12 protein-coding genes are annotated in these 14,380 nt (G+C 64.9%); 3 read left to right on the forward strand and 9 right to left on the reverse strand.

The features are described from left to right. The 9 genes from PMI40_RS12115 to mfd all read right to left on the reverse strand — a co-directional run. On the reverse strand, window positions 1–633 hold a 633-nt coding region (locus PMI40_RS12115), incomplete at its 3' end, for a response regulator (RefSeq protein WP_008115697.1). Beyond that, window positions 630–2,936 carry a hybrid sensor histidine kinase/response regulator gene (locus PMI40_RS12120; protein WP_008115698.1) on the reverse strand — a complete coding sequence of 769 codons (2,307 nt, stop codon included), beginning with the start codon at window positions 2,934–2,936 and terminating at the stop codon, window positions 630–632. The genes PMI40_RS12115 and PMI40_RS12120, both read right to left, overlap by 4 nt. Beyond that, window positions 2,933–3,631 carry a chemotaxis protein CheW gene (locus PMI40_RS12125; protein ID WP_008115700.1) on the reverse strand — a complete coding sequence of 233 codons (699 nt, stop codon included), beginning with the start codon at window positions 3,629–3,631 and terminating at the stop codon, window positions 2,933–2,935. Before PMI40_RS12125 ends, PMI40_RS12120 begins: the two co-directional genes overlap by 4 nt. After that, window positions 3,624–4,892 carry a protein-glutamate O-methyltransferase CheR gene (locus PMI40_RS12130; protein ID WP_008115702.1) on the reverse strand — a complete coding sequence of 423 codons (1,269 nt, stop codon included), beginning with the start codon at window positions 4,890–4,892 and terminating at the stop codon, window positions 3,624–3,626. Before PMI40_RS12130 ends, PMI40_RS12125 begins: the two co-directional genes overlap by 8 nt. Beyond that, window positions 4,889–5,368 carry a chemotaxis protein CheW gene (locus tag PMI40_RS12135; RefSeq protein ID WP_008115704.1) on the reverse strand — a complete coding sequence of 160 codons (480 nt, stop codon included), beginning with the start codon at window positions 5,366–5,368 and terminating at the stop codon, window positions 4,889–4,891. The genes PMI40_RS12130 and PMI40_RS12135 overlap by 4 nt, the downstream gene beginning before the upstream one ends. A gap of 19 nt (window positions 5,369–5,387) precedes the next feature. Then, the gene (locus tag PMI40_RS12140) at window positions 5,388–7,013 is read right to left on the reverse strand and encodes a methyl-accepting chemotaxis protein (RefSeq protein WP_008115706.1); all 1,626 of its coding nucleotides are present in this window, start codon (window positions 7,011–7,013) and stop codon (window positions 5,388–5,390) included. A gap of 244 nt (window positions 7,014–7,257) precedes the next feature. Then, window positions 7,258–7,620 (reverse strand): hypothetical protein, encoded by a 363-nt coding sequence (locus PMI40_RS12145; RefSeq protein ID WP_008115708.1) that lies wholly within the window; start codon window positions 7,618–7,620, stop codon window positions 7,258–7,260. Window positions 7,621–7,678: 58 nt separating this feature from the next. Further along, a complete protein-coding gene (gene serB / locus PMI40_RS12150; RefSeq protein WP_008115709.1) occupies window positions 7,679–8,539 on the reverse strand; it encodes a phosphoserine phosphatase SerB in 861 nt (286 codons plus the stop codon). A gap of 42 nt (window positions 8,540–8,581) precedes the next feature. After that, window positions 8,582–12,040, reverse strand: a complete 3,459-nt coding sequence (gene mfd, locus PMI40_RS12155) for a transcription-repair coupling factor (RefSeq protein ID WP_040501975.1) — start codon at window positions 12,038–12,040, stop codon at window positions 8,582–8,584. Between the two features lie 166 nt (window positions 12,041–12,206). Here mfd and ispD point away from each other — a divergent pair, with 166 nt between their 5' ends. The 3 genes from ispD to PMI40_RS12170 all read left to right on the forward strand — a co-directional run bounded on the left by ispD (window position 12,207) and on the right by PMI40_RS12170 (window position 13,966). Then, window positions 12,207–12,956, forward strand: a complete 750-nt coding sequence (ispD, locus tag PMI40_RS12160) for a 2-C-methyl-D-erythritol 4-phosphate cytidylyltransferase (RefSeq protein WP_008115712.1) — start codon at window positions 12,207–12,209, stop codon at window positions 12,954–12,956. Beyond that, entirely contained in the window at window positions 12,953–13,453 is a 501-nt protein-coding gene (gene ispF / locus PMI40_RS12165) for a 2-C-methyl-D-erythritol 2,4-cyclodiphosphate synthase (RefSeq protein ID WP_008115714.1), read from the forward strand. Before ispD ends, ispF begins: the two co-directional genes overlap by 4 nt. A gap of 309 nt (window positions 13,454–13,762) precedes the next feature. Next, complete coding sequence (locus tag PMI40_RS12170; protein ID WP_008115716.1) at window positions 13,763–13,966, forward strand: cold-shock protein; 204 nt, start codon at window positions 13,763–13,765, stop codon at window positions 13,964–13,966. The last annotated feature ends 414 nt before the right edge of the window (window positions 13,967–14,380 follow it).

The raw sequence follows: 14,380 nt of genomic DNA on the forward strand, positions 1-14,380 counted from the left end.
CAGGCGCGCCTGCATGCCGAGCCAGTCGGCCATGCCAGGCGCGAAGGCGGCATCGATGTGCTGCACGATCACCATCGCCGCGCCGAACCCGGCCGGGATGCCACGCAACAATTGGGCCAGGGCCGCCGGGCCACCGGCCGACGCCCCCACCGCCACCAGCGGCACCGCAGCGGCATTGCCGATCGACACCGGCGCCACGAACGGAGCCGCGCTCGCGCGCACCGGTGGCGCCACCGCTTCGGGCGGCAGCCGGCCCAGGTTGTCGATCTTCTCGACCAGGGCCGCGGCGTCGCGTTTGGCGGAAGCGCCGATCAGCGCCGGGGTCTGGGTCGCGTCCAGCGCGCCATGGCCCAGCGCTTCGTAGATCTTGGCGGTGCTGGTGCCCATGTCGGAGGTGACCACCAGGATCGGACAGGGCGTGTTGAGCATGATGCGCCGGGTGGCTTCCACCCCGTCCATCTTGGGCATGAGCAGATCCATCAGCACCACGTCGGGTAGCTGCCAGGCGCACATCTGTACCGCTTCCTCGCCGTCGCGGGCGATCCAGATCAATTCATGGCGCCCGGTCTCGGCGATCACCCGCCGCAGTACCTCGACCATCATCGGTGTGTCATTGACGATCCCGATTCTCACGATGTTGCGTCTCCAATCAAGTCAGCGACGGCCTGCAACAGGCTCTCGTCGTGGAAGCTGCTCTTGGTAAAGTAGTGATCTGCGCCGGCTTCCAGCCCCCGCTGCCGGTCTTCTTCACGATCCTTGTATGAAACAATCATCACCGGCAGCGACTGCAGGCTGGGTGCGCCGCGAATCAGCGTGACCAACTCGATACCGTCCATGCGCGGCATGTCGATGTCGGTGATGACCAGGTCGAAGCGCTCGGTGCGTACCGCGTTCCAGCCATCCATGCCATCCACGGCGACACTGACGTGATAGCCACGGTTTGCCAGCAGCTTGCGTTCGAGTTCGCGCACCGTCAGCGAGTCGTCGACCACCAGCACCTTCTTGTGCGCACTCCCCGTCACCTGTGCCGCACCGGTGTGATGCAAGGCTTCCAGCCGGCCCGACGAGGTCAGTTTCTCGACCGAGCGCAGCATGTCGGCCACATCCAGGATCAGCAGCGGGTCGCCGTTTTCCATCAGGGCGCCGGCCAGCACATCGGGGATCTTGCCCAGGCGGGCATCGAGTGGCTGCACCACCAGCATGCGTTCGCCCAGGAACGCATCGACCGCCAATCCGTAGGTGTGTTCCTGGTCGCCGATGACGACCACGCAGACACTATCGTCGCTGGCGCGCCACTGCCCCTTCTGCAGGACCTGGTGCGCGCTGACCAGCCCCACCTGGCGTGCGTCATGGGTGAAGTGCTGGTAGCCCTCCAGCGTCTGCAATTGCCCCGGCGCCAGGCGCAGGGTGCGATTGACGTAGGCCAGCGGGAACGCATAGGGTTCGCCGCCGATGTCGACCAGCAAGCTGCGAATGACCGACAGGGTCAGCGGCAGCTTCAACACGAAACGGGTACCGGTGCCGGCCTGGGTATGGATGCGCAGGGTACCGCGCACCTGCTTGAGCATGTCGGCCACCACATCCAGGCCGACCCCGCGCCCGGAGATGTCGGTGACGGTATCGCGCAACGTGAAACTGGGCAGCAGCAGGAATTCCAGCAGCTCGGCCTCGGACAGTCGCGCCACCGTTTCCTCGTTGGATAGCTTGCGGCTGATGACCCCCGCGCGCAGGCGTTCCAGGTCGATGCCGGCGCCGTCGTCGGCCACCTCGATGTGCAGCATGCCGGCGCTGTGCCGCGCTTCCAGCCGGATCACGCCCTGTTCGGGCTTGCCCGCGGCCTGCCGCAGCGACGGCGCCTCGATACCATGATCGAGGGCGTTGCGCAGCAGGTGTCCCAGTGGCGCCTCGAGCTTTTCGAGGATATCGCGATCGATCTGGGTGGCCTGGCCGACGATGTCCAGCCGCACCGACTTGCCCAGCGACCCGGCCACGTCGCGCACCATGCGCGCAAAACCACCGATACCGTCGGCAAACGGCCGCATGCGGCACGCCAGGGCCTCATCGTAGAGACGTTGCGAGAGATTGATCGAACGGCGGTCGAAGGCTTCCAGTTCGTTCAACTGGTCGCCCAGCAGATGCTGGCTCTGCTGCATCAGGGCCCGTGCCTCGCCCAGCGCGGCCTGGGCCAGTTCATCGCGGTCCGAGGCCGATATTTTCTGCTGCAGCAATTCGAGCGCATGCATGGCTTCGCGCTGCATGCGCTTCATGCGCAACATGCCATCGGCGAACGCCTTGAGCCGGCGCGATTCGACCAGCGATTCACCCGACAGGCTCAGCAGCCGGTCGAGGTTGTCGGCGCTCACCCGCACCGCGCGCGCGCTGCCCGAGGCATGGGCCGCGGACGGCGCTGCCGGCTCCGCTGGCGCCGTCGGCGTGAGCGCCGCCGCCGGCGTACCCGGCAAACCGGACGTGCCTGGCACCGCTGCCGCATCGACGCTGGCGGCGGCAGGCGGGGCCGGCAATTGGCCGCCGCTCATCACCGTCGACAGCGCCGCCATGAAGGCATCGACCTCGGTGCTGCCGGCGTGCTCGGCCCAGGCTTCGTCGCCATCGGGTGGATTGGCGATGCGACCCAGCAGGTCGGCGCCGCGCAGCAACGCATCGATATGCGTTCGCCCCAGGCTCAACTCGCCCTGCTGGGCCAGCACGAAGCAGTCCTCCAGCACATGGGCGATCCGCACCGCGGCGTCCAGGCCAACGATGCGGGCTGCCCCCTTGAGCGAATGGCCGGCGCGCATGCAAGCCTCGAGGTGTTCGGCCGGGTCGGCGCCTCCTTCCAGGGCCAGCAGGCTGGTATTGAGCAGCTGGATCTGGCTTTCGGCCTCGAAGCGGAACAGGTCCAGCATCGACATCTGGCTCAGGTCTGGCGTACTCATGTCATTGCCCGCGCCAATGCATAGAACAGCAGGCCATGGTCCAGCAGCCCGACCTTGCGCCCGCGCCAGTCCAGCAAACCGCGCGCATAGGGCGTGGCGAGCTGCGCCAGCGTGGTCGGCACCGGCTCGACGTCGTCGGCGTCGAAGCGCTGCACCCCGGCCACTTCGTCGACCGGGAACACCAGCGTCTGTGCCTCGTGCAGCGCCACCACCATATAGGGCCGGTGGCTGTTGCGAATGGATGCATCGACAATCTCGAACAGCGCCGCGAGCGAAATGCAAATGCGCAGCGCGCCACGAATATTGAGCACGCCCAGCACCGCGCCGTTGCGCTGGTGCGGCAGCGAATGCACCGGGCGGCTATCGGCCACTTCCAGCACCGCTGCCGTCGACAGGGCCAGCCATTCGGCACCGACGCGAAACACCAGGGCCGATTCGCGCACACCGTTGGTGGCACCGGCCGACTCGTACTGCGCCGCCTGCTCGGCCGATTGCGCCCATTCCTGCGCCAGCGCGCCGCTCTCGACCGGCCGGTCAAGCAGCACCAGCGCCGCGCTGGCGTAGGTGGGGCAATTGAGGCAGCGATGGTGGGTGAGCAGTTGCGGGCACGAATGGTCGCCGCGCACGCCGATGCGGTTCCAGCAATCGTCGATGCGGTCGGCCCACACGGACGGTGGGCGGGCGAGTTCAGCCATGGCTGCCGGCTCCCTGTACGGTGGATTGTTCGACCCGCTCGGCGCGCTGGCGCATCAAGCGCGCGGCCGACAGGTCGCCCTGCGCCTGCAACAGGGCCGCCAGGTGCTGCAGCGCCTCGTGGTGCGCCGGATCCAGATAGACCGCCTTGCGGTAGTAACGCTGGGCGCCGGCCGCATCGCCCCCGGCGTCGGCAATGAGTCCCTTCAGGTGGAATGCATCGGCGTTGGCGCCGTGGGCCAGGATGAGCTGCTCGCACAAGGCGTCGGCGCGAGCGAACTCGCCCCGGTCGGCCAGCCGCCTGGCCTGCGCCAGCATGTCGGGCGCGCTTGCAGCGGCGGCCGGCGCCGCCATGCGTTCGCTACCGACCGCACGCTGCCTGGGCGCACTGGCCGCAATGGGCGCCATCGGGGCAACGGGCGCCAAGGGCGGCATGGCGCGCAAGTGAGCGGCGACCGGCGCATCGCCGGGATCGCGCTTGCGAAACCCGAACGCCAGCGGGATACCGGCCGAAATCACCCGCGGGCTGAGCATCAGACCGCCCTCGGCCGGACCGACGAAGATGGTGCCGTCATCCTTGACCATGCGCTCGAGCATCGCCACTACACGAAGCTGCAGCGCACGCTCGAAGTAGATCAGCACATTGCGGCAGAGGATGAAATCGTAGGGCAAGGCGTCCTGCAGGAAGTCGTCCGACAGGATATTGCCGGCGGCAAAGCGCACCTGCGCCTTGACCTCGTCGTCGATGCGCCAATGCGCCTGCTGCGGCTTGAAATAACGGTCGCGAAAAGCCATGTCGCGCCCGCGAAACGAATTGCGCCCGTACACCCCGGTGGCGGCCACTTCAAGCGACAGCGTACGGATGTCGATGGCGTCGATGTGAAACGCCGAGGCCGGCACGCCGGCGTCGAACAGCGCCATGGCCACCGAATACGGTTCTTCCCCGGTGGAACACGGCAAGCTGAGAATGCGCAGCCGCGTCGTCTGCCCGGTCACCAGCTTCTCGCGCCCCATGCGCGCCAACGCCAGCATCGCTTCACGGTCGCGGAAGAACCAGGTCTCCGGCACCACGGCCGATTCGATCAATCGTTGCAACTCGTCGCTGCCGGGTTGCAGATGTGCCAGGTAATGCTGGTCGTCGGTGAGCTGCAGGGCCGCCATGCGTTCGCGCACCACGCGCTCGATCAGGCCGCTGCCCACGGTCGCCATGTCGAGTCCCATCGCCGCCTTGAGCCGCGCGGCAATCTCGTGCAAGGTCTTCATGCCGCCTCTCCTGCCGGCTGCGCGGGAAACAGCAGCTCGCGGGTAGCGTCATCGAGCAAGGCATCGACCGTGATCCATTGCAGCAACTCGCCCCGATGACGCAGCACCGGCCCCAGGTAGGGCGCCTCCTTGTTGTCCAGCCCCGACGCCTGGAAATCGGCCGGATCGCAACGCAGCGTATCGGTGGCCTTTTCGAGCACCAGCCCCAGTAATTGCGCGGCCCGCCCCGGCACTGCGTAGTGGATCAGCACCAGGCGCGTGGACATGCGCACGGCAGCCGGCTGGCCGTGCGCCAGGCGACTGACGTCGAGCACCGGCACGTTCTGCCCGGCGTAAGCGAACAGCCCGGCCACCGACGGCGGTGCCCCCGGCACCTGCTTCAACGGCGCCAGCGGCAACACCAGCGCCACGTCCGACGCCTGCAGCGCGTAGCGGTCGCGACCGATGTGAAACAGCAGGAACAGTTTCTGGTTCATGAAGGGCAGCGCAGGCGCATCAGGCCGACACCTTGAAGCGCGACACGCCGTTGCGCAATTCGGTGGACACCACGTTCAATTCCTCGATCGCCTGGCTCGATTGCTGCAGCGACTCGACCGTCTGCTGGGCCGCCTCCGACAACTGCACCAGGGCCTGGTTGATCTGCTCGGCGCTGTTGGCCTGCGCCTGCATGCCTTCGTTGACCAGCTGGAAGCGCGGCGACAGGGCCTGCACCTGCGAGATGATCTGCGACAGCTGGCCGCCGGCGCTCTGCACTTCCTGCATGCCGCGCCGCACCTGGTCGGAGAACTTGTCCATGCCCATCACGCCGGCCGCCACCGCCGACTGGATTTCCTTGACCATCACTTCGATGTCATAGGTGGCCACTGCGGTCTGGTCGGCCAGGCGTCGGATCTCGGTGGCCACCACCGAGAAGCCGCGGCCGTGCTCACCGGCCTTTTCGGCCTCGATGGCGGCATTGAGCGAAAGCAGGTTGGTCTGGTCGGCCACCTTGGTGATGGTGGTCACCACCTGGTTGATGTTGCCGGCCTTCTCGTTCAAGATCGCCAACTTGGCGCTGACCGAACCGGCCGCGTCCATGACGCTGCCCATGGTGTCTTCCATGCGGGTCAGTCCGGCCTGGCCATTGCCGGCCAGTGCCGAGGTCTGGTCGGACACCACCGAGACCTCGTTCATGGTGCGCACCAGGTCGCGCGAGGTGGCAAAGATCTCGCGCGCGGTGGCGCCGATCTCGGTGGTGGTGGCCGCGGTCTCGGCGGCGGTCGCCTGCTGCTGCTTGGAGGTGGCGGCGATCTCGGTCATCGAGGTGGCGACCTGCGAGGACGAACGCTGCGCCTGGCCCACCAGCGAGGTCAGGTCATCGGTCATGCGATTGAAGCCACCGGCGAGGTGGCCGAATTCGTCTTCGCTATCGAGCTTGAGGCGGCGCGAGAAATCGCCCGACCGCATCACGTCGAGGATCGCCATCAGCCGCTGCAACGGTTCGTTGATGGCGCGCATCAACAGGAAACCGCAGATCAATGCCGCCAGCAGTGCTGCCATCAACGACACCAGCATCGCGAACTTGGCCGAGGTCACGGCGCCGCCGATGTCGCCGGCGGCATCATCGGCGATAGCCTTGTTCTTCTCGACCATGCGCTGGGTCAGCTGGTAGCCCTGGCGCCACTGCGGACGAAGCTGCTCGTTGACCACCCGGTTGATCGCGGCGCGCTGGCTGAAATCCATCTTGAGCACCTCGCTCATGATGGCGCGGTACTTCTGCCGTGCCTCCTTGAATTCGGCGAACAGCCTGCGATCCTCGTCGCTGAAGACGGTCTTGTCGTAGTCTTCCTGCAAGCGATCCAGGCGCTCGCCGTTGCGGCGCAACAGCGTGATGTCGCCCTGCCGCTCGCCGTCGGTCTCGTCGACCTGCGATATCTGCTGGGCCATCAACAGGTTCTCGTACCAGGCCGCGTTGATCATGGTGCTGTAGTACAGGCCAGGAGTCGAATCCTTGCGCAGGCTGGTGGCACCATCCTCGATACGCGAAAGATTCCAGGCCGAGATGCCGGCCATGGTTGCCATGAGCACGAGAATGAGCGCGAAGCTGCCCAGGATACGTTGCTTGATCGACCAGTTTTTCATGCCGCAGGCTTTCTTGGGTTGAAGGAGTGCGCGGTTCCTGCTTGAACCGATGCGGTCGCTTTCGCTTGCGCTGCGCCAATACGGGAAATTCTTTGAGATTATGGACGAAAGGTTTCGAGATGACTATCTCGGCAACGTACTGCGGTTATTGAATCGACAAGCCCCTCTTTTCCGCCTGGCAATAAAAAACGGCGCCCGCGGGCGCCGTCGACTGACAACATCGGTTCGATACACTGCCGGCGGGTCAGGCTGGCATTGCCTTGTTATCGTTGAGATCGATAAAACCCTTGATGATCCGGTAGGCTTTCCAGATCCAGGCCAGGGTCCACACCAGGAACGCCACCGGGATGCCGATCACCGTCACCCACAGCAGGCCGCCGGCGAACATCCAGAACAGGTACCACCAGAACGAGCGGATCTGCCAGCGATGGTGGGTTTCCAGCCAGGTGCCGCGTACCTCGCCGCGCTTGAGATAGTTGACGATCAAGGGCAACCATGACAGCGCCCCCAGCGAAAACACCAGGCAGATGCCATGGAAGATATAGAGCCACCGCGCCAGCTCCTTGGCCGATTCGGTGTTGTTGTCCAGCACCAGTTCCTGCGTCATTGCGATTCCTTTCATGAACAAGGCCGTTGCATTGGCGGCCTGTCATTCAGACCGCTGCTCAACCCAGCAGGTTCAAGATGCCGTCCAGGCCGACGAAATTCAAGCCCACGTCTGCCTGCGCCCGCACCACCGGCTTGGCCCGGAATGCCACCGACAGCCCGGCCACTTCCATCATCCGCAAGTCGTTGGCGCCGTCGCCCATGACGATGGCCTGGTGGGGCGCAGCGCCCAGCTCGGCGCATACGCGCTCTACCGTCGCCCGCTTTTCGTCGGCGTTGACGATACCGCCCACCACCCTGCCGGTCAGTTTGCCGTCGACGATCTCGAGCGTATTGGAATGGGTGTAGTCGAGCTGCAAGCGGGTCTTCATGCGATCGGTGAAGAAGGTGAAGCCGCCCGACACCAGCAAGGTCTTCAGGCCCGCCGCCTGGATCGCCTGCAACATCGGCTGGGCGCCGGGCGACAATTGCAGGCGTTCGTCATAGACCCGCTGCAACGCCGACGCGTCGAGCCCCTTGAGCAGCGCCACGCGCCGGGTCAGGCTTTCGTTGAACTCGATCTCGCCGCGCATGGCCGCTTCGGTGATCTCGGCCACCTGTGGCTTGAGGCCCTGCATGTCGGCGATTTCATCGATGCACTCGATGGTGATCAGGGTCGAGTCCATGTCCATGGCCACCAGCCTGAAATCGGCCAGGCGACGCGCCGGGTCGATCCAGGCGTAGTCGATGCCGGCCTCCAGGCAGGCGCGATCGAGTTCGGCATTGGCCGCCTGGGCCGCGCCGGCGAGGCGCCAGGCCTGGGTACCGGCGGCGCGCACGGCGATGGGTTCGGCCCGGGCCGCGCCGGTGATGCCGGCAATGGTGTCGATGGCGGCCGGGGCGGCCAGGTTGCTGGTGAGTGCTTGCAGGATCAGGTTCATGGGTCGATTACTGGTTTATCCAAATAACGGGTGATTCGCGATTCAGGCGCCGAGCGCCTTCATGATCGTCTTGACCTGCTGCACGCGCGCATTGAGGTCGACCATGGCAGCGGTGATACGCAGCTTGTCCTGGCCATTGAGCTTGACCTGGCGGTTCTTTTGCACCAGTTCGATGATGCGCATGGCGTCGATCGGCGGGTTGGGCATGAACTGCATCAGCGCCGCCTCGGCATGGGCATCGATCTTGACGATGCCCAACGGCTTGGCGGCGATCCGCAGCCGATGCGTCTCGACCAGCGCGCGTGCCGGTTCGGGCAACTTGCCGAAGCGGTCGATCAATTCTTCCTGCAACGCGTCGATGGCATCCTGCGCGGCGCAATTGGCGAAGCGCTTGTACAGCGACAGGCGCTCGTTGACGTCGCCGCAGTAGTCGTTGGGCAACAGCGCGGGCACGTGCAGGTTGATCTCGGTGGTCGACGACAGCGGCGCGGCCAGGTCGGGTTCACGGCCATCCTTGAGCGCCCGGACCGCCTCGTTGAGCATGTCCGAATACATCTGGAAACCGATCTCGTGGATCTCGCCGGACTGGTTGTCGCCCAGCACTTCACCGGCGCCGCGAATCTCGAGGTCGTGCATGGCCAGGTAGAAGCCGCTGCCCAGCTCCTCCATCTGCTGGATCGCTTCCAGCCGCCGCTGCGCCTGCTTGCTCAGGCCCTGCACATCCTGCACCAGCAGGTAGGCATAGGCCTGGTGGTGCGAGCGCCCCACCCGGCCGCGCAACTGGTGCAACTGCGCCAGGCCGAACTTGTCGGCGCGGTGCATGATGATGGTGTTGGCGGTCGGCACGTCGATGCCGGTTTCGATGATGGTGGTGCAGAGCAGGATGTTGAAGCGCTGTGCCACGAAGTCGCGCATCACCTTCTCGAGGTCGCGCTCGTGCATCTGGCCATGGGCCACGCCGATGCGGGCTTCCGGCAAGAGCGCCTCGAGCATGGCACGGCGGTTGGCGATGGTCTCGACCTCGTTGTGCAGGAAGTACACCTGGCCGCCACGCTTCAATTCGCGCAGGCAGGCTTCGCGGATAGTCGATTCGGTCTCGCCGCGCACGAAGGTCTTGATGGCCAGGCGCTTCTGGGGCGCGGTGGCGATCACCGAGAATTCGCGCAACCCTTCGAGCGCCATGCCCAGCGTGCGGGGGATCGGCGTGGCCGTGAGCGTGAGCACGTCGACCTCGGCCCGCAATGCCTTGAGCGCTTCTTTCTGGCGCACCCCGAAACGGTGCTCTTCATCGATGATGACCAGGCCCAGGCGTTGGAACTTGACGTCGCCCGAGAGCAGTTTGTGGGTGCCGATGACGATGTCGATGGTACCGTCGGCCAACCCCTTGATGGCTTGCGTGACTTCCTTGCCGGTACGGAAACGGGACAGTTCGGCAATCCTGACCGGCCAGTTGGCGAAGCGGTCGGCAAAGGTCTGCGCATGCTGCTCGGCCAGCAACGTGGTGGGCGCCAGGATCGCCACCTGCTTGCCGCCCATCACCGCCACGAAGGCCGCACGCAGCGCCACCTCGGTCTTGCCGAAGCCGACATCGCCGCAGATCAGGCGGTCCATCGGCTGGCCCGAGGTCATGTCCTTGATGACGGCGTTGATGGCGGCCGCCTGGTCGGCGGTTTCCTCGAAGCCGAAACTGTCGGCGAAGGCCTCGTAGTCGTGCGCCGAATACTGGAAGGCATGCCCCTGGCGCAGCGTGCGCCGGGCATACAGGTTGAGCAGTTCGGCGGCCGTGTCGCGCACCTGCTGGGCCGCCTTGCGCTTGGCCTTTTCCCATTGGCCCGATCCCAGCGAATGCAGCGGGGCGTCTTCGGGCGAGGCACCGGAATAACGCGAGATGACGTGCAACTGCGAAACCGGCACGTAGAGCTTGGTTTCCTTGGCGTATTCCAGGTGCAGGAACTCGGTCTCGCCCTCGCCCAGGTCCATGCTGATGAGGCCCATGTAACGGCCGATACCGTGGTTGGAGTGCACCACCGGATCGCCCACCTTGAGCTCGGACAGGTCGCGCACCATGAATTCGACTTCGGTGGTGGCCTGCTGCTTGCGGCGTCCGGCACGACGCCCGCTGCCGGCATACAGCTCGGTCTCGGTGACGAAGGCCAGGCCCAGGCCCGGCAGCTGGAAGCCCGACTGCAACGGCGCCACCCCCAGCATCAAGGGCTCGCTGCTGGCGACAAACCCGAAGTGGTCGTCACATAGCGCGGGATGCAGGTCGTATTCGGCAAAATACTGTTGCAGGGTCTCGCGCCGGCCATTGCTGTCGGCACAGATCAGGACCCGGTTGTCGGTCTTCGACAGGAACGCCCGCAGATTGGCCAGCGGATCCTCGAGGCGGCGGTTGACGGCGATCTCGGGCAATGGCGCCGACAGCGCCGAGGGGCCGTCGTCGCTCTTGATCGCCCAGCGCGCATAGGGTTTCAGGAGCGTGAAGAAATCCTCGTCGTCGAGATAGATCGCCTTCGGTTCCAGCACCGGACGTTCGCGGTCGGCGCGCAGGAACTGCCAGCGCGAGCGGGTATCGCTCCAGAAACGCTTGATCGACTGCTCGACATCGCCCACGGTGGCAAACATGGCGTCGTGCGGCAGGTATTCGAACAGCGTCGCGGTCTGCTCGAAGAACAGCGGCAGGTAATACTCGATACCTGCCGAGGCGATGCCGCTGCCGATGTCCTTGTAGATGGCGGTACGCGAAGGATCGCCCTCGAACATCTCGCGCCAGCGGTTACGAAACGCCAGGCGCGCGGCCTCGTCCATCGGAAACTCGCGCCCCGGCAACATGCGCACCTGCGGCACCGGATAGAGCGAACGCTGGGTATCGGCGTCGAAGGTGCGGATGGTCTCGACCGTGTCGCCGAACAGGTCGAGCCGATACGGCAGCACCGAACCCATCGGGAAGATATCGATCAGGCCGCCGCGCACCGAGTATTCGCCGGGCGACATCACCTGGCCCACGTGGCTGTAGCCGGCCAGCGTCAATTGCGACTTCAGGCGGGCCTCGTCGAGCTTCTCGCCCTGCTTGAAGAAGAAGGTATAAGCCGCCAGGAACTGCGGCGGCGCCATGCGCAACAAGGCGGTGGTGGCCGGCACGATCAACAGGTCGCACTGCCCGGATTGCACCTCGTAGAGCGTGGCCAGCCGTTCCGAGACCAGGTCCTGGTGCGGCGAGAAAGCGTCGTAGGGCAGCGTTTCCCAGTCGGGCAGCAGGTGTACCCGCAATTTGGCAGCGGGGTCGGCCACGGCGTCGGCGCTCGGCGCAAACCAGGGGATCTCGGCCAGCAGGCGCTGGGCATCGGTGGCACCGGCCACCACCACGGCCAGCATGCGGCCCTGCGCCTTCAGTTCGAGCGCGGCTTGCGCCAGCAGGCAGGCATCGGCCGAACCGTGCACGGCCGGCGGAACGAAACGCACACCGGGCTTGGGGAGGGATTTTTTCAGGTCGAAGGGCATCGGACTCAAGCGGTCGGATATTCGGCAGGGATCTGCGATCAAATCGCTGCCAAATGCCGGCCGCGGTAGCGGTTTTGGCATTAGAATTCAGCCTCGCATTATAAACGATGGCCCCAGCCAGGCCTGCCCAGGCGCCGCCGCCATCGACGGTGCGCCAGATTTCTCCATGAACCCAGCTCATTCCCCCGTCCCTGCGGCGTCGCCGCCACGCTACCTGGCACTGCTACCGGCGGCGGGCGTGGGTGCGCGCATGGGCACCGCCACACCCAAGCAATACATGATGCTGGCCGGCAAGCCGATGCTGCATCACGCGCTGGCCGCCTTCGCCCGGCATCCGCGCATCGCGCATGCCTTCGTGGTGGTAAGCCCGGCCGACGGCTGGATCGACGACATGCTGGCAGCCGAACTGAAGGACCACGTGACGGTGCTGCGCGTGGGCGGCGCCACCCGCCAGGAAAGTGTATTGAATGGCTTGCAGGCCATGCGCGCCGAGGTCGGCGACGACGACTGGATACTGGTGCACGATGCTGCGCGCCCGGGCCTGGACGCGTCGCTGATCGATCGTCTGCTCGAGACGCTGGGCGACGACCCGGTAGGCGGCCTGCTGGCGGTGCCGGTGGTCGACACCCTCAAGCGCGCCAGCGGCGACGACAGCGGGCGGGCCGGGCAGACCGTGCCGCGTGCCGGCCTGTGGGCGGCCCAGACGCCGCAGATGTTTCGTTATGCATTGCTGCAGCGCGCCTTGCTGCAGGCTCGCCAGCTCGGGCAACTGGACGCCATCACCGACGACGCCAGCGCCATCGAGATGCTTGGCCTGCAACCGCGACTGGTGCCAGGCAGCCCCCGCAACCTCAAGGTCACGCAGGCGCCGGATGCCGCGCTGGCCGAGTTCTTCCTGAAGGATCCAAGCCGATGACCGCTTCCTCTTTTCCGTTTCGCATCGGCCAGGGCTACGACTGCCATGCGCTGGTGCCCGATCGCCCGCTGGTCCTGGGTGGCGTGACCATTGCGCATCACCTGGGCCTGAAGGGCCACTCCGACGCCGACGCGCTGCTGCACGCCATCACCGATGCGTTGCTGGGCGCGGCCGCGCTGGGCGACATCGGACGACATTTCCCCGATACCGACGCCCGGTTCAAGGGCGCCGACTCGCGCGTGCTGCTGCGCGAAGCGATGCGTCGCGTGGCGCAGGCCGGCTACGCCGTGGGCAACCTGGATGCGACCATCATCGCCCAGGCGCCCAAGATGGCGCCGCATATCCCGACCATGGCCAGGCATGTGGCCGCAGACCTGGGCATTGCCGAACAGCAAGTCAACATCAAGGCCAAGACCAATGAACGACTGGGATGGCTGGGGCGCGAAGAAGGGATTGCCGCCGAAGCGGTGGTATTGCTGCATCCGATAAACGACTGAACAATGGCGTGTAGGACATGTCTGTAGGACACTCACCGACACGCGCAAACCCGCACCAGACAAGGGATTCGCAGAAAAAATGTGCACCATTTTTCGGCATGAATCGAAAACTAAAGCGCACGGCAAAACGATTGAATAATTAAATCAAAGTTTGCTTCTGAAAATAGCTTGCATTCTCAATTTAATGAGTATAATCAGGCCGTCGTTAGGTTTCGAGTTGGTAGTGCGGTCATCTCGCTGTCATTCCTCCCGAGTAACGATAAAGAGCCGGGCATAGAAGCCCCAATCAATTAAATTTTGGAGTCTGTAATGGCACAAGGTACCGTCAAGTGGTTCAACGATGCAAAAGGTTTTGGTTTTATCACTCCTGATGAAGGCGGCGAAGATCTGTTCGCTCACTTCTCGGCAATCCAGTCGAACGGTTTCAAGTCGTTGAAAGAAAACCAACGCGTGACTTTCGAAGTCACTACTGGCCCAAAGGGCAAGCAAGCTTCGAACATCCAAGCTGCGTAAGTCTTCCGACTTAAAAAAAATCCCCGGCCATGGCCGGGGATTTTTTTCGCCTGTTCATTTGTCGGACCGCGCCTCCACTACCGGCCCGTCGTCCTGACAGCAACATCCACCCGGCGCGTCGTTGTACCGTCCACCTCCCTGCATCCCATCTCCACCGCCGTCGATATCATCCTGACCTTGCCCACAGCTCGATTGTGGACTATAGATCATAGGATCGCCGTGCGGCCTCGCAGGGTGGTTGATGCGCCAAGGCAAGATTGGCGGCCATGTACGGCTTGTCGTGAATCGCTTCAAGGGGAACCGATTCATGATCGACAGGGCCGCCCCGAACGAAGAGTACCCTGCGTTTTGGAAAAAGATGGCCGTCGTCGCCGATGCCGGGTTAATGCGCTATCTCCTTTTCATCAAGCACGC

Source organism: Herbaspirillum sp. YR522 (assembly GCF_000282575.1).
In the GTDB taxonomy this organism is placed as follows: domain Bacteria; phylum Pseudomonadota; class Gammaproteobacteria; order Burkholderiales; family Burkholderiaceae_D; genus Herbaspirillum.